Raw genomic sequence first — 15,266 nt, forward strand, 5'->3', positions numbered from 1 at the left:
CATTTGGCTTGTTAATTGCTAACTTGCATAAATAGTGATGAAAAATTGACGGGACCAGGCATGTCAGTTGATACCGAGTGGCTAGTGGATTTTTTTCGCCGACAGGCACGTCTCGGTTTTGAGGAAGGGGATTACACCCGCACCCGCAATTGCTGTAGTGAGTTGCTTCGGCAGCTGCCGAAGGACCGCGAGGCCTGGCAGCTTCTCGGTGAGGCCGCCTTGGCCAGCCACGACAGCGTCACCGCCCTGCGTGCCTTCGATCAACTGCTGGAGCTCGAGCCACAGAACGTCGACTATGCCATGAAGCTCGGTCAGGCCAGCCTGCAGGCGCAGGATTGGCCAGCGGCGATCTCTGCATTCGATCAGGTTCTGGCGCTGCAGCCCGAGCATCCTGGGGCTCTCGAAGCCTTGCAACTGATCGGTCAGCTGCAGGCCAAGCTGGACATCCTCGGTCAACTGCCCGCTGTGTTGCCCGCGCGCAATGCGCCGTGCTTCTGCGGCAGCGGCCTGAAATACAAGAAGTGCTGCCTGCGCAAGAGTTCGCAGCAGCTCGTTCAGCAGCGTATCGAACAGGCCTATGCCGCCGGTGAGTGGCAGCAGGTTCTCAGCCTGATTTCCGACCTTGAGTCACTTTCTTCCCGAGAGCAACTAGTGCTGGCCCTGGCTCGCTATCAGTTGGGGCAGCGTGATCGAGCTTATCCGTTGCTCAAGTCGGCGCGACGCGAATGGCCGGATGATCTGGAGGTGGCTGCCGCGCTTGCCGATCTGGAGCTGGACCACGATGTCGCTACCGCGCAGCGTCTGGCCGAACTCGTGCTGGCTGCACAGCCTGGGCAGTGGCGAGCCAGCCTGGTGCTGGCCGCGGTCTATGCCCGGCAGGGACAAGCTACGGCGGCAGAGGCGACCCTACGCGAGCTGGTGCGCCTCGACCCCGCTTGCGACACGGCCTGGCAGCGCCTGAGCAACTTCCTGCGCAAGTCGCAGCGCGAGCAGGATGAGGCGCTGCTGATGCGTGAGTGGACACAGCGCTGCCCGGACAACCCTACGGCCTGGTTCCACCGCGGTATGTCCGCCGTGCTGGCTGCCCGGGGCGACGAGGGGCGTGGCTATCTTCAGCAGGCCCTGGCTCTCGATCCGCGGCATCATGAGGCGCAGTGCTGGATAGGGCAGTCCTACCAGAACGAGCAGAATCCGCATCGTGCATTGGAGCATCTGATGCTCGGCCTGCAGATAAAGCCCGACTACCAGGTGGGTTGGAACATGCTCGGCGGGGTCTACCATTCGGTAGGGCGCCAGCATGAGGCCGAGGGTTGCTTCATGCGCGCATTGGCGATTACCCCAGATCAGGCCGAGGCCTGGAACAACCTGGCCAACACCTACCTGGATGCGCGGCTGCTCGATGAGGCCGAGCGGGTCATGCATGTGGGGATCAGCTTGAATGGCCGAGAGCCCAACCTATGGAACAACCTCGGGAACATTCTCAGCGCCGCCAAGCGCATCAGCGAGGCGCGCGAGGCCTACCAGAAGGCTCTCGACGTGGCACCGGATTACCGGCCGGTGCTGATCAATCTGGCGGGGGTCGAGGCCAACTTCGGTAATCTGGATCGCGCCATCGAGCTGTTGCGGGACGTGCTGGATACCGCCCAGGCGCGCACCAACACCTTCTTTTTCGCCAACTATCACGCAGACTGGAGCGGCGAGCAGGTCTTCGCCATCTACCAGGACATCATCGAGCGTTTCTACCCCAAGCGCCGCTACTTCGATTATGCCAATAGCCTGGAGCCCAAGCGCAGGCTGCGCATCGGTTACATTTCGCCAGACTTTCGCCACCACGTTTGTGCGCTCTTCATCGAGCCGCTGATGCGTAACCACGATCATCACAAGGTCGAGGTATTTGCCTACTCGCTGGTGCGCCTGGAGGATCAGGTCACCGAGCGTTTCATGGGCTATGCCGATCATTGGCGGCACTGTGTCGGCCTGAGTAATGAGCTGGTCGCCGAGCAGATACGCGCGGACCGGATCGATATTCTGATCGACCTTGCCGGGCACACGGCCAACAATGGTCTGGCCTGCCTGGCGCTGAAGCCGGCGCCCGTACAAGTCAGCTGGTGGATGGGCTTCGCCTTCGGTACCGGATTGAAGGCGGTGGATTACTTCCTCGCCGATGAGCAGATGCTGCCTCCAGGCTGCGAGAACGCGTTCGCCGAACAGCTCTGGCGCATGCCCGGCCCGGCGGTGGCCTATATGCCCAACGCGATGCTGCCGGAAGTTTCGCCCCTGCCGGCGCAAAGCAACGGCTTCATCACTTTCGGGAGTCTGACTCGGCCGGTACGCCTCAATCATCGGGTGATTCGTGTCTGGTCTGAGCTGCTCAAGCGCGTTGCCAACTCGCGTCTGATCCTCGACAGCAGCGCCTTCGATGACGCCGGCCTGTGCGAGCACTATCGGCACAAGTTCGCCGAGCAGGGCATTGACGCCTCTCGCCTGGAATTCGGCTATACCTCGCCGGTCTGGGATGCATTGGGCAAGATGGATATTGCCCTGGACTGTTTCCCGCATAACTCCGGCACCACGCTCTACGAGAGCCTGTGGATGGGCTTGCCGGTCGTCACGCTGCGCGATAGGCCCTCCATGGGCCGTGTCGGCGCGCTGATTCTGCACGGAGTGGGGCGCGGCGAGTGGTGTACCGACAGCGAGGAGGAGTACCTGGCGAAACTGGTTGAGCTGGCGGCAGACTCCGTGCGGCTGGCCGAAATACGTCAGGGCTTGCGTGAAGAGATGCGAGCCTCGGCCCTGTGCGATGGCGCTGATTTTGCCCGGCGTATGGAGCAGACTTACCAGCAGATGTGGCAACGCTACTGCGAACAAGGAGAACAACAATGAAAGCAGTGATCCTGGCCGGCGGCCTGGGTACCCGGATCAGCGAGGAATCGCACCTCAAGCCCAAACCGATGATCGAGATCGGCGGCAAGCCGATCCTCTGGCACATCATGAAGCAGTACTCCGCCCACGGTATCCAGGACTTCGTCATCTGCCTGGGCTACAAGGGCTATGCGATCAAGGATTTCTTCGCCAACTACTTTCTACATACCTCGGATGTCACCTTCGACATGCGCAGCAATCAGATGGAAGTGCACCAGAACTACAGCGAGCCGTGGCGCGTGACCCTGGTCGACACCGGCGAAGAGACCATGACTGGCGGGCGCCTGCGCCGGGTCGGGCGCTTCCTTGAGCAGGATGAGGCCTTCTGCTTCACCTACGGTGACGGCGTGTCCGATCTGGACATTGCTGCCCTGGTGGCCTTCCACAAGCAACATGGCAAGTACGCCACGGTCACCGCCGTGCAGCCGCCGGGGCGTTACGGTGCCTTGGCCCGCGAAGGTGACCAAGTCACCGGTTTCGTCGAGAAACCGCGTGGCGATGGCGGCTGGATCAATGGCGGCTTCTTCGTCCTGTCACCCAAGGTGCTGCCCTATATCGACAAGGATGCGACCACCTGGGAAGCCGAGCCGCTGGACCAGTTGGCCAGCGAAGGCCAGCTGATGGCCTACCAGCACGAAGGCTTCTGGCACCCGATGGATACCCTGCGCGACAAGAACTACCTCGAGCAGCTGTGGCAGAGCGGGGAGGCGCCGTGGAAACAGTGGAGCTGAATCAGGCCTTCTGGCAGGGCAAGCGGGTTCTGCTGACCGGCCATACCGGCTTCAAAGGCGGCTGGCTGGCGCTCTGGTTGCAGAGCTGGGGCGCTCAGGTGACTGGCTTCGCCCTTGATCCCTCGACCGAGCCCAGCCTGTTCGAACTGGCGCGGGTGGGCGAGGGCATCGACAGTCGCATCGGCGACCTGCGCGATCTGCCGGCACTGCTGAACGTGATGCAGGATGTACGCCCGGAGATTGTCCTGCATCTGGCGGCACAGCCGCTGGTGCGTGAAGGTTACCGCGATCCGCTGGGTACTTACGCCAGCAATGTCATGGGCACCCTGCATCTGCTCGAGGCCGTGCGCCAGGTCGGCGGTGTACGCGCCTGCGTGGTGGTGACCACCGACAAGGTCTATGCCAACCACGAGTGGGCCTGGCCCTATCGGGAGAACGAGCCGCTCGGCGGCCATGATCCCTATAGCAGCAGCAAGGCCTGCTGTGAGCTGGTGGCGCAATCCTTTGCCGCTTCCTATTTTCCCGCGGCTCGCTATGTCGAACACGGCCTGGCCATGGCCACGGCACGCGCCGGCAATGTGCTGGGTGGTGGTGATTTTGCCCCGGATCGTCTGGTACCGGATGTACTGGCCGCCTGGTCGCGTGGCGAGCCGGTGACCCTTCGTTACCCGCAGGCCGTGCGTCCCTGGCAGCACGCCCTGGAGCCGCTGGCTGGTTACCTGCAACTGGCCCAGGGGCTTTACGAACAGGGGCCGGCCGTGGCCGGTGCGTGGAACTTCGGTCCGGCCGATAGCGACACCTGCAACGTCGGTGAGGTGGTGGCGCGTCTGGCTGCGCGCTGGCCGCAGGCGCCGGGACTGCAGATCGAGCCAAGTGAGCTGCATGAAGCCGGCTTGCTGCGCTTGGACAGCAGTCGCGCGCGTCAGCTGCTCGGCTGGCAGCCACGCTGGGCGCTGGATGACTGTTTGCAACAGACTCTCGACTGGCACCTGGCCTGGCGGCGCGGCGAAGACATGCGCGCGGTGACCCTGGCGCAACTGGCCACCTACTGGGGGCAGGCATGAGCGAGCTGCAACTGAGCGAGCTGCCACTGCCCGGGCTGTTCGTCCTGCAGCACCGCGTGCATCAGGACGAGCGTGGGCGTTTCGCCCGCTTGTATTGCGAGGGCAGCCTGCAGCTGTTCGGCCAACCGTTCCATGTTCGGCAGATCAACCAGTCGCTGACCCGCGAGCGCGGCACTGTACGGGGTCTGCATTTCCAGTATCCACCACACGCCGAGAGCAAGCTGATCAGCTGTATGCGTGGCGCCGTGTGGGATGTGGCGGTGGACGTTCGCCAGGGTTCGTCGACCTTCCTGCATTGGCATGCCGAGCGGCTGGAGGCGGGCGATGGTCGCAGTCTGCTGTTGCCGCCGGGCTTTGCCCATGGGTTCCAGGCTTTGAGCGACGACGCCGAGCTGCTCTATCTGCACAGCGCCGATTACACCCCGGGGCACGAAGGCGGTTTGTCCGTCAGCGATCCGCGTCTGGCCATCGACTGGCCGTTGCCATTCAAGAACCTGTCGGCCCGTGATGCCGGCCATCCGCTGCTGGATGAGAGTTTCCAAGGAGTCCAACTATGAACTGCCGAGGCTGCGGTGCGCATCTGCACCTGCCGTTGATCGACCTGGGCACCGCGCCGCCGTCTAACGCTTATGTCACTCGCGAGCAGCTGAACCAAGCCGAGCAATGGGTGCCACTGCGGGTACTGGTGTGCGATGACTGCTGGCTGGTCCAGACCGAGGACTACCGCGCCGCGGACAGCCTGTTCGATGCCGACTATGCCTACTTCAGCTCGTTCTCCAGCAGTTGGCTGGCGCATGCCGAGAACTATGTTTCGAGCATGACCGAGCGCTTTGGCCTGGATACGCAGAGCCGGGTGGTGGAGATCGCCGCCAACGATGGCTACCTGCTGCAGTATGTGGCCAAGCGCGGCATTCCCTGCCTGGGCATCGAACCGACCGCCAGCACGGCGCGGGCCGCAAGGGACAAGGGGCTGGAAATCCGTGAACTGTTCTTCGGCGAGGCGGTTGCTCGCATGCTGGCGGAAGAGGGCTGGAGCGCCGACCTGATGGCGGCCAACAACGTGCTGGCCCATGTGCCGGACATCAACGATTTTCTCAAGGGTTTCGCCGCGCTGCTCAAGCCCACCGGCGTGGTGACTTTCGAGTTTCCCCATTTGCTGCGGCTGATGGCCGAACACCAGTTCGACACGCTTTACCATGAGCACTATTCATATCTATCGCTGACCGCCGTGCAGGCACTCTGCGCGCGTAATGGCCTGGCTGTGTTCGACGTCGAAGAGCTGTCGACCCATGGCGGTTCGCTGCGGGTATTCGCCCAGCGTGCTGCTGGCGAGCGTCCAGTTGCTGCGACGGTCGCTGCCATGCTGGCGCACGAGGAGGCGAGCGGGGTGAAGACTGCCAGCTATTACGCCAGCCTGGCACCGGCCGCCGAGCACATCAAGCACGAGCTGCTGCGCTTCCTGCTCAAGGCCAAAGCCGAGGGCAAGAAGGTGGTGGGTTATGGTGCGGCGGCCAAGGGCAACACGCTGCTCAACTACGCCGGCGTGCGTGGCGACTTGTTGGCTTGGGTGGCCGATGCCAATCCACACAAACAGGGCAAGTTCCTGCCCGGTAGCCGCATTCCGATTGTCGAACCAGCGCGTATTGCCACCGAGAAGCCGGATTATGTACTGGTGTTGCCGTGGAACCTGCTGGCCGAAGTGATGGAACAGCAAGCCGCGGTCACGTCCTGGGGAGGCCGTTTTGTGGTGGCCGTTCCCGAGTTACGGTGCCTCTGATGGCGCGAGTGCTGGTCACCGGAGCCAATGGCTTCGTCGGTCGTCAGGTGGTCGAACAGCTGGCGGCGGCGGGGCATGAGGTGCATGCCGCCTGTGGCCGCCAAACACTGGAGGGTAGGGCGCTTGCGGGTGTGCATCAGGTCGACCTGCTTGAGCCCGGCACGCCTTCCGCGTTGATCGAGACGGTACGTCCGACGCGATTGCTGCACCTGGCCTGGTGCGCCAAACCCGGGGTGTACTGGACCTCGCCGGAGAATATCGCCTGGGTGCGCGCGACCCTGGAGCTGTTGGAGGTTTTTCAGCGCACTGGCGGCGAGCAGGCTGTGCTGGTCGGCAGCTGCGCCGAGTACGAGTGGAGTGGCGAGGGCGTCTGCCGGGAGTATGAAACTCCTCTGCAGCCGGCAACCCCTTACGGCCGCTGTAAAAATGCCACCCGTGAGTTGGTCGAGCTGTTCGGCCAGCTGCATGGCATACCACTGGCCTGGGCGCGAATCTTTCATGCCTATGGGCCATACGAGGCGCCGGGGCGCCTGGTGCCGGCTGTGCTCGCGGCGCTGCTCAAGGGCGAGCCGGCGCGCTGTTCCCATGGTGAACAGCTGCGTGACCTACTGCATGTGGCGGATGTCGCCGCGGCTTTGGTGCAACTGATGCACAGCAATGCCGATGGTGCATTCAATATTGGCGGTGGTCAGCCGATACGCCTGCGCGAGGTCATCGAGTATCTGGCCAGGCAGCTGAATGCTGAACACCTGCTGCAATTCGGAGCTATTCCGGTTGCGGCCAACGACCCACCGCTGCTGATCGCCGATAACCAGCGCCTGCTGGCAACCGGTTGGCAGCCGCGATTCGATCTACACAGCGGTTTGGATGATGCCCTCGCCTGGTGGCGTGGGCGAATTTGATACTCGGAAAGGAGCAGGACGTGAAACTGACAGTCGATACCGATAACAAGAAGCTGATCCTGGAAGAGGGCGGCGCTGTCCGCGAGCTGGATCTATACACCGACGAGTCCTTCGAGCTGTTGTCCCAGCAATGGGTCAACCTCGGCTGGAACCAGAAGTATCCCTATACCTTCTCCTGGATGGGCCGTCCGGTAATCCAGCTGCCGGAAGACATGATCCGCATGCAGGAGGTGATCTATAAGGTCAAGCCGGACGTGATAGTCGAGACCGGTGTGGCCCACGGTGGCTCCCTGATCTATTACGCCAGCCTGTTCCAGGCCATGGGCAAGGGCCGGGTGATCGGTATCGATATCGAAATCCGTCCGCACAACCGCAAGGCTATCGAGGAACACGAGCTGTTCAGCTATCTGACCCTGATCGAAGGCAGCTCGGTTGCCGATGATGTGGTGGCGCAGGTCAAGTCGCTGATCAAGCCAGGGGAAACGGTGCTGGTCATCCTCGACTCCAACCACACCTATGCCCATGTGGCTGAAGAACTGCGCCTGTATTCGCCGCTGGTGACTCCGGGTTCCTACATCGTCTCTACCGATGGGGTGATGAAGGAAGTCAAGGATGTGCCACGTGCCGGCAAGGACTGGGGCACTGACAACCCGTCTAACGCCGCTATCGATTTTGCTGCGGCTAATCCGCAGTTCATCATCGAGCAGCCGGCCTGGCCGTTCAATGAAAGTACCCTGAGCAAGAACATTACCCACTGGCCGGATGCCTGGCTGAAACGGGTCTAAGCAGATAAATGCTTGATGCGCCACCGCAAAAGCACTGCTGTGGCGCGTCAAACTTCCAGTGGAAATCAGTTTTTTACTTATTAAATTGGCTAACTGTTTGTTTTTAATGAAATAAAAAAAATGATTTTTCCTCGTTAAAGCCTCCTAAAGTTGCGCCGGGTAACGCCGATACAAAGATCGAATGCGAACTTCACGGGGCGTCTGAGCAAAGCAGGCCCAAAGCTCGCAAGCTCAGGCAAACCCAGTTAGTACGGTCCTTTGGAGGCAAACACCATGGCCCTGACAGTCAACACCAACGTAGCCTCGCTGAACACTCAGCGTAACCTCAACACCTCGTCCAAGGGTCTGGATACTTCCCTCCAGCGCCTTTCCACCGGTTTCCGCATCAACAGCGCCAAAGACGACGCAGCCGGTCTGCAGATCTCCAACCGTCTGACCAGCCAGATCAACGGTCTGAACGTTGCCACCCGCAACGCCAACGACGGTATATCCCTGTCGCAGACCGCTGAAGGTGCCCTGCAGCAGTCCACCGGCATCCTGCAGCGTATGCGTGACCTGGCTCTGCAGTCGGCTAACGGCTCCAACGGCGCCAGTGAACGTGCCGCCCTGCAGTCTGAAGTCGCTCAGCTGCAACAGGAACTGAACCGTATCGCCGACACCACCAGTTTCGGTGGCCGCAAGATCCTCGACGGTACCTTTGGCTCGCAGAGCTTCCAGGTGGGTGCCAACGCCTTCGAGACCATCAGTGTATCGATCGGTGCCGCCGGTGCTTCGCGTATCGGTGCCAGCCGCTTCAATAGCAGCGTTGCCGATACCACCAACTCGCAGGATGGTATTGCCGCCTCGGCTGTGGCTGACTTCGCTGCCTACACCACTGCCTATGGCTACGCCTCTTCGCCGGCTACCAGTGATGGTCTGACCATCTCCGGCAAGCTGGGCGATGCTTCGGTTGCCCTGAATGACGGCAGCTCTGCTCGTGAGCTGGCTGAGGCTGTGAATGGCGTGTCCGGCTCCACCGGTGTGACCGCCACTGCTCGTACTTCGGCTCGCCTGGAGAACCTGACTGGCACCACTACCGATCCAGGCACCATCAGCTTCACCCTCTACGGCTCGAATAACGCCGAAGAGAGCGATGGCGTGGCAATCTCCGCCAGCATCTCTGACTGGAGCGACCTGTCCGCCCTGGCCGACGAGATCAACAAGGAGACCGGTCGTACTGGTATCTCCGCCAAGATCAACAACGACGGCACCGTGGAAATGACCAGCGAGCGCGGTGACGACATCGTCATCACCGAGTGGGCTGCTGAAGTGGAAGGTGGTGCCGCTGTAGGTGCTGACCTGCAGAGCCTGTCCTTCAACGGCGACAACGGTGTCGACGACCTTGAAGACGCCAGCGATCTGGTCGGTGCGGTAGCTACTCTGGCTGCCGGTGCCGGTGCTGTATCGGTCGGTCAGGTACGCTTCGAGTCTGCCGATGCCTTCCAGGTCGAGAACTTCGACAGTATTGACGGTGGTGTGCAGGCCGCCAGTGTGTTCAGCAACCTGGAGGCGGTCGACAGCGTCGATATCAGCACCTCCATCGGTGCGCAGAACTCCCTGGGTATTATCAGCGCCGCGATCTCCAACATCGACAGCCAGCGTGCTCAACTCGGTGCTGTGCAGAACCGCTTCGAGAACACCATCTCGAACCTGCAGAACATCGGCGAGAACGCCTCGGCTGCTCGTAGCCGGATTCGCGACACCGACTACGCTGCGGAAACTTCGGAACTGACTAAAAACCAGATCCTGCAGCAGGCCGGTACCGCAATCCTGGCTCAGGCCAACCAGCTGCCGCAGGCTGTACTCAGCCTGCTCGGCTAAGGCTAGAGGCGCTAGACTACGGGGAGAAGGGCGCAGCTCTTCTCCCCGTTCCCTCGTTGTGAGGAGAAAATTATGGACGTTGGCTCAATCAAGAATTCGCTGAATCCGGCGCTTGCCACAGGGCGTTCGGCTTCTGCCGCAACTCCCGTGGACACTGCGCGCAAGCAGGTAGTAGGTGCTGAGCCGGCCGGCGAAGAGCGAGCGGCCCAAACGGCACCAGGCGAAACCGCGAGCATCTCGCGCGAACAGGTTGAATCTGCTGTTTCAACCATTCAAGAGTTCGTGCAGTCGGTGCGCCGTAATATCAATTTTTCTCTGGAAGATACTTCCGGCAGGGTGGTAGTGAAAGTCACTGACTCCACCTCCGGGGACATCATCCGACAAATTCCCTCGGAAGAGGCGCTGCAGCTGGCTGAGAGCTTGCAAGAGGTTCGTAGTCTGCTGTTCAAGGCCGAAGCCTGACGTAAAGTTTGGCATGGCTTTTGACTGTTATGCGCTCACAAGGCGTGAATAGTCATATTTTTGGCGAGGTGTAACATGGCTGGTATTCTGGGCATCGGATCGGGCATCGATATCGATAGCATCGTGACAGCGCTGGTAAATGCGGAGAAAGCTCCGAAAACCCAGCAACTGGATCGACTGGAAAAAGTCACCACCTCGCGCTTCTCTGCGCTTGGCACCCTCAAGGGCTCGCTCAGCGGTCTGCAAACAGCCATCCAAAGCCTGAGCAAGGCTTCGGTGTTTGAGACGCGTACTGCATCATCCAACAACAGCAGCGTACTCACGGCCAAGGCCGCCAGCTCGGCAGATGCCGGCAAGTACAGCATGCAGGTGCAGCAGCTCGCCTCCAGCAGCAAGGTCGCCTTGCAGTCGGTGTCCAGCACCTCAGGCACCACGTTCAATAGCGGTAAGCTGACCATATCGGCCGGCTCCTCCAGTATCGAAGTCGATGTCACTGCAGACAACAATACCCTCAGTGGCCTTCGCGACAGCATCAACGCAGAAGGCAAGAGCGCAGGGATAAGTGCCACTATCGTCACCGATGCATCGGGTTCGCGTCTGGTGCTCAGCTCCAGCAAGACCGGTGAGGGCAATGATATCCAGGTGGCCGCTACCGAAGATGGTGTCACTAGCGGCACTGTGGCCCTGACCACCCAGGCGTTCCAGCCTTCCGTCAACCTGGAATTGAGCAACATTGCCGGCGGCGGGACTTCTACTTTCCAGGCCGGTGATATTGCAATCAGTTCTGGCGGCGTCAATCTGAACGTGAGCATCGCTGATGGCTTCACGCTCGAAGACGTTCGCGACATGATCAACATCAATGGCAACCCGCAGGGTATTTCGGCAGTCATCGAGACAGACAGTTCGGGTGCTCGCCTGGTCCTGAGTTCCACGAATGGAAGCGATCTTACGTTTGCCGCCACTTCCTCGGGTGGGGTGACGGGTACTAATGCCCTGACTGCGCTCAATCCGGCTGTTGGCGTGACCGCGACTAGCGCAGGCCCCGATTCCACCACTGGTGCTTCCGGGGTGATCACCAGGGCGCAGTCGGCCATTCTTTATGTCGACGGTCTGCAGGTCACCAGTGATAGCAATACGGTGACCACCGCGATTGACGGTCTTACCCTCAATCTGGTCAGCGCCCAAAGTAGCGCCGATCTTCTGGCCGGCAAGACCGTCGATGTCACGGTCGGTGTCGACAAGGGCACGGTTAAAAGCAATGTGCAGAAGTTTGTCGACGCCTATAACAGCCTTATCAGTACTGTTGGGCAGCTGAGCGCCGTTGTCCCGGTAACCGACGGGAACCCTGTGGCCGGGCCGTTGGTGGGTGATGTCACGGTACGTGGCCTGATGTCCGGTATTCGTAATGAGCTGGTTAAGATGACCGGCCCGGATGGTGCGCGTGCTCTGGCTGAGCTGGGTATTACCACCCAGAAGGACGGTACGCTGAAGATCGATGACACTAAGCTGAGTACTGCCCTGGATAACAACTTCGAAGGGGTGGCCGAGTACTTCAGTGGCAGCAATGGCTTGATGACGCGGCTGGAGAGCAATGTCGGCAACTATCTGAAAAGTGATGGTGTGCTCGATCAGCGCACCAAGTCGCTCTCCGGCACTCTGGCCAATATCGATGATCAGCGTGAAGCGCTGGATCTGCGCATCGAGAAGGTTCAGGCGCGTCTGGTTGCGCAGTACTCCGCGATGGACAGTCTGGTTGCGCGCTTGCAGAAGACCAGCGAGAGTCTGACCAGCCAACTGGCGAGCCTGCCGGGCTTCGTGAAGAAGGATTGATAGATGAGCAAGAAACCCATCGATACCTACAAGCAGGTCAAGACCAGCCAGGACGTATCGCCGTACCGTACCGTGCAGATGTTGCTGGACGGTGCCCTTGAGCGTGTTCGTCTGGCGCGCCATGCGCAGGCAGAAGGGGATACCGAGATTCGTGGCCTTGCGGTAGGTAGCACCATCACCATCCTGGGTGTGCTGCAGGCCGGTCTGGACAAGGATCTGGGTGGCGAGATCGCGGAAAACCTCGATGCTCTCTACGACTATATGACTCGCCAGCTGGCTGGCGTGGCGCTGGATAGCACCCTGAGCAGCCTCGATGAAGTGCATGCATTGCTGACCCAGATCAAGACCGCCTGGGATGCTATCGGTCCCGAGGTAGAGCCTGCGGCGACAGCCGGCTAATTTGCGTTTTTCGTCCTTTCCTGCGTCTTTCGCGTTAAAGCTGTCCACCGGATTGCCGATACATAAGATGTATCCAGGCAATGTTCAGTGGAGTGATCATGAACGCGATGGCGGCCCTCAAGCAGTATCAAACCGTCAATACCCAAGCGCAGGTTGGCGATGCCAGCCCGCATCGACTGATCCAGATGTTGATGGAAGGTGGTATGTCACGTCTGGCGCAGGCGCGTGGTGCCATGCAGCATGGTCAGGTGGCAATCAAGGGTGAGCTGATCAGCAAGGCTATTGGTATCATCGGTGGCCTGCGTGAAGGGCTGGATCTGCAGCAGGGCGGTGAAGTCGCTGCCAACCTCGATCGGCTTTACGAGTATATGGTTTCTCGCCTGATCGAGGCTAACCTGAACAATGATGTGGCTCTGGTCGATGAAGTGGCGGGGCTGCTGCGTAATGTGAAATCCGGTTGGGATGCCATCAGCCACTAAGGCTTTCCGTAACCGAGGGGGAATGTCATGAGTTCATCTGTGCAACGTCTCGAAGCGACCGGCAGTGCCTTGCGTGACGCCCTGGCTCGCCAGGACTGGATGGCTATCGGTGAGCTTGATGCCCAGTGCCGGCAAGCGGTTGACGAGGCCATGGTCGAGGCGGAGCACGATGAAGGTGTGCTGCGTGAGCGCATGCAGGAGTTGCTCGACCTCTATCGCGAACTGGTGACCATGTGCCAGAGCGAGCAACGGCGTCTGGCGGGCGAGTTGGTGCAGCTCAACCAGTCGCAGCAAGGTGCCAAGGTTTACCAGCTGTTCACCTGATACAGCCCTTCAATGGGCTGTTGTCCTTTACTATCCCTTCTTGCAGCAAATTTTTATCGCTTAAAAGCAGAAAATTCACGTCATAAAATTGACTCACGCCTGATTTTTGACTTTACTAGTGGCCAATTGCCGGTGTTGCCCACGACCTTAGTGAGCAACTTCATTTTCAGCTCGCGAGTCAGACCCTAATAAGATGTGGCGTGAAACTAAGATCCTGCTGATTGACGACAACAGCGAGCGCCGCCGTGATCTGGCGGTGATCCTCAATTTTCTCGGTGAAGAGCACTTCTCCTGCGATAGCGCCACATGGCGTGAGGCGGTAGCGCCGCTGGACTCGAGCCGCACCGTGCTTTGCGTGCTGCTGGGCGACGTGCAAGTCAAGGGCGGTGCCCTGGAGCTGCTCAAGCAGTTGACGGCCTGGGACGAGAACCTGCCGCTGCTGCTGATTGGCGAAGCTGCCCCGGCCGACTGGTCGGAGGATCTGCGTCGGCGTGTGCTGGCCAGCTTGGAAATGCCGGCCAGCTACAACAAGTTGCTCGATTCCCTGCACCGCGCCCAGGTCTACCGCGAGATGTACGACCAGGCGCGCGAGCGTGGCCGGCAGCGCGAACCCAACCTGTTCCGCAGCCTGGTGGGCACCAGTCGTGCCATCCATCAGGTGCGGCAGATGATGCAGCAGGTGGCCGATACCGAAGCCAGCGTGTTGATTCTTGGTGAATCCGGCACCGGCAAGGAAGTGGTCGCGCGTAACCTGCACTACCACTCCAAGCGTCGCGAAGCGCCGTTCGTGCCGGTCAATTGCGGGGCGATTCCCGCTGAGTTGCTGGAGAGCGAACTGTTCGGCCATGAGAAGGGCGCGTTCACCGGCGCCATCACCAGCCGTGCTGGACGTTTCGAACTGGCTAATGGCGGCACCCTGTTTCTCGACGAAATCGGCGATATGCCGCTGCCGATGCAGGTCAAGCTGCTGCGCGTGCTGCAGGAGCGTACCTTCGAGCGCGTTGGCAGCAACAAGACGCAGAGTGCCGATGTACGCATCATTGCGGCCACGCACAAAGATCTGGAAAAGATGATCGAAGAGGGCACCTTCCGCGAGGACCTCTACTATCGCCTCAACGTATTTCCCATCGAGATGGCACCCCTGCGTGAGCGGGTGGAAGACATCCCGTTGCTGATGAACGAACTGATCTCGCGCATGGAGTTCGAAAAGCGCGGTTCGATTCGTTTCAACTCTGCTTCGATCATGTCGCTGTGCCGCCACGATTGGCCGGGCAACGTCCGTGAGCTGGCAAACCTGGTCGAGCGCATGGCGATCATGCATCCCTATGGGGTGATCGGCGTTGGCGAGCTGCCGAAGAAGTTCCGTCATGTCGATGACGAAGACGAACAGCTGGCGACCAGTCTGCGTGAGGAGTTCGAGGAGCGCGCCGCCATTGGCGCTGGGCTCCCCGGTGTTTCTACGGCAGCCATGCTGCCGCCGGAAGGCCTCGACCTCAAGGACTACCTGGGTAACCTCGAGCAGGGACTGATCCAGCAAGCCCTGGATGACGCCGGTGGGGTCGTGGCGCGAGCTGCCGAGCGTCTGCGTATCCGCCGCACCACGCTGGTAGAGAAGATGCGCAAGTACGGCATGAGTCGGCGGGACGAGGAGGGAGGGGAAGAGGACTGAGAAAGCCGCTTCACCCAGCCCCTAAAGCCGGAGCTTTGACGCAGCCTCCGGCTTTATTTTTT

At 60.6% G+C, this 15,266-nt stretch carries 14 protein-coding genes; all 14 read left to right on the forward strand.

The window, feature by feature from the left end; genetic code table 11:
- Positions 1-60: 60 nt before the first annotated feature.
- On the forward strand, positions 61-2,883 hold the full coding sequence (locus tag H3H45_RS10270; RefSeq protein WP_182833628.1) for a tetratricopeptide repeat protein: 2,823 nt from the start codon (positions 61-63) through the stop codon (positions 2,881-2,883).
- A complete protein-coding gene (rfbF, locus tag H3H45_RS10275; protein ID WP_182833629.1) occupies positions 2,880-3,653 on the forward strand; it encodes a glucose-1-phosphate cytidylyltransferase in 774 nt (257 codons plus the stop codon). Before H3H45_RS10270 ends, rfbF begins: the two co-directional genes overlap by 4 nt.
- On the forward strand, positions 3,635-4,717 hold the full coding sequence (gene rfbG, locus H3H45_RS10280; RefSeq protein WP_182833630.1) for a CDP-glucose 4,6-dehydratase: 1,083 nt from the start codon (positions 3,635-3,637) through the stop codon (positions 4,715-4,717). Before rfbF ends, rfbG begins: the two co-directional genes overlap by 19 nt.
- Positions 4,714-5,274, forward strand: coding sequence for a dTDP-4-dehydrorhamnose 3,5-epimerase family protein (locus tag H3H45_RS10285; RefSeq protein ID WP_182833631.1), 561 nt, complete (start codon positions 4,714-4,716; stop codon positions 5,272-5,274). Before rfbG ends, H3H45_RS10285 begins: the two co-directional genes overlap by 4 nt.
- A complete protein-coding gene (locus tag H3H45_RS10290) occupies positions 5,271-6,494 on the forward strand; it encodes a class I SAM-dependent methyltransferase (protein WP_182833632.1) in 1,224 nt (407 codons plus the stop codon). Before H3H45_RS10285 ends, H3H45_RS10290 begins: the two co-directional genes overlap by 4 nt.
- On the forward strand, positions 6,494-7,396 hold the full coding sequence (locus H3H45_RS10295) for an NAD-dependent epimerase/dehydratase family protein (protein ID WP_182833633.1): 903 nt from the start codon (positions 6,494-6,496) through the stop codon (positions 7,394-7,396). Before H3H45_RS10290 ends, H3H45_RS10295 begins: the two co-directional genes overlap by 1 nt.
- 20 nt (positions 7,397-7,416) lie before the next feature.
- Positions 7,417-8,181, forward strand: coding sequence for a cephalosporin hydroxylase family protein (locus H3H45_RS10300; protein WP_182833634.1), 765 nt, complete (start codon positions 7,417-7,419; stop codon positions 8,179-8,181).
- A 273-nt stretch (positions 8,182-8,454) separates the two neighbouring features.
- A complete protein-coding gene (locus tag H3H45_RS10305; RefSeq protein WP_182833635.1) occupies positions 8,455-10,041 on the forward strand; it encodes a flagellin in 1,587 nt (528 codons plus the stop codon).
- A gap of 72 nt (positions 10,042-10,113) precedes the next feature.
- Positions 10,114-10,503 (forward strand): flagellar protein FlaG, encoded by a 390-nt coding sequence (locus H3H45_RS10310; protein WP_182833636.1) that lies wholly within the window; start codon positions 10,114-10,116, stop codon positions 10,501-10,503.
- Between the two features lie 75 nt (positions 10,504-10,578).
- Positions 10,579-12,333: a flagellar filament capping protein FliD gene (fliD, locus tag H3H45_RS10315; RefSeq protein WP_182833637.1), complete on the forward strand. Its 1,755-nt coding sequence runs from the start codon at positions 10,579-10,581 to the stop codon at positions 12,331-12,333.
- 3 nt (positions 12,334-12,336) lie between these two features.
- Positions 12,337-12,732, forward strand: a complete 396-nt coding sequence (gene fliS / locus H3H45_RS10320) for a flagellar export chaperone FliS (RefSeq protein ID WP_182833638.1) — start codon at positions 12,337-12,339, stop codon at positions 12,730-12,732.
- A gap of 98 nt (positions 12,733-12,830) precedes the next feature.
- The gene (gene fliS / locus H3H45_RS10325) at positions 12,831-13,211 is read left to right on the forward strand and encodes a flagellar export chaperone FliS (protein ID WP_173205908.1); all 381 of its coding nucleotides are present in this window, start codon (positions 12,831-12,833) and stop codon (positions 13,209-13,211) included.
- Between the two features lie 27 nt (positions 13,212-13,238).
- On the forward strand, positions 13,239-13,535 hold the full coding sequence (fliT, locus tag H3H45_RS10330; RefSeq protein ID WP_182833639.1) for a flagellar protein FliT: 297 nt from the start codon (positions 13,239-13,241) through the stop codon (positions 13,533-13,535).
- Positions 13,536-13,728: 193 nt separating this feature from the next.
- Positions 13,729-15,204 carry a sigma-54-dependent transcriptional regulator gene (locus H3H45_RS10335; RefSeq protein ID WP_182833640.1) on the forward strand — a complete coding sequence of 492 codons (1,476 nt, stop codon included), beginning with the start codon at positions 13,729-13,731 and terminating at the stop codon, positions 15,202-15,204.
- Positions 15,205-15,266 lie beyond the last annotated feature (62 nt).

Origin of the sequence: Aquipseudomonas guryensis (genome assembly GCF_014164785.1) — a bacterium.
In the GTDB taxonomy this organism is placed as follows: domain Bacteria; phylum Pseudomonadota; class Gammaproteobacteria; order Pseudomonadales; family Pseudomonadaceae; genus Aquipseudomonas; species Aquipseudomonas guryensis.

Bases quoted from the DNA above. Each gene is read 5' to 3' on its own strand.
- fliD (WP_182833637.1), top strand. From the start codon at position 10,579: ATGGCTGGTATTCTGGGCATCGGATCGGGCATCGATATCGATAGCATC.
- fliS (WP_182833638.1), top strand. From the start codon at position 12,337: ATGAGCAAGAAACCCATCGATACCTACAAGCAGGTCAAGACCAGCCAG.
- H3H45_RS10295 (WP_182833633.1), top strand. From the start codon at position 6,494: ATGGCGCGAGTGCTGGTCACCGGAGCCAATGGCTTCGTCGGTCGTCAG.
- H3H45_RS10285 (WP_182833631.1), top strand. From the start codon at position 4,714: ATGAGCGAGCTGCAACTGAGCGAGCTGCCACTGCCCGGGCTGTTCGTC.
- H3H45_RS10270 (WP_182833628.1), top strand. From the start codon at position 61: ATGTCAGTTGATACCGAGTGGCTAGTGGATTTTTTTCGCCGACAGGCA.
- rfbF (WP_182833629.1), top strand. From the start codon at position 2,880: ATGAAAGCAGTGATCCTGGCCGGCGGCCTGGGTACCCGGATCAGCGAG.
- fliS (WP_173205908.1), top strand. From the start codon at position 12,831: ATGAACGCGATGGCGGCCCTCAAGCAGTATCAAACCGTCAATACCCAA.
- H3H45_RS10335 (WP_182833640.1), top strand. From the start codon at position 13,729: ATGTGGCGTGAAACTAAGATCCTGCTGATTGACGACAACAGCGAGCGC.
- H3H45_RS10310 (WP_182833636.1), top strand. From the start codon at position 10,114: ATGGACGTTGGCTCAATCAAGAATTCGCTGAATCCGGCGCTTGCCACA.
- H3H45_RS10290 (WP_182833632.1), top strand. From the start codon at position 5,271: ATGAACTGCCGAGGCTGCGGTGCGCATCTGCACCTGCCGTTGATCGAC.
- H3H45_RS10305 (WP_182833635.1), top strand. From the start codon at position 8,455: ATGGCCCTGACAGTCAACACCAACGTAGCCTCGCTGAACACTCAGCGT.
- fliT (WP_182833639.1), top strand. From the start codon at position 13,239: ATGAGTTCATCTGTGCAACGTCTCGAAGCGACCGGCAGTGCCTTGCGT.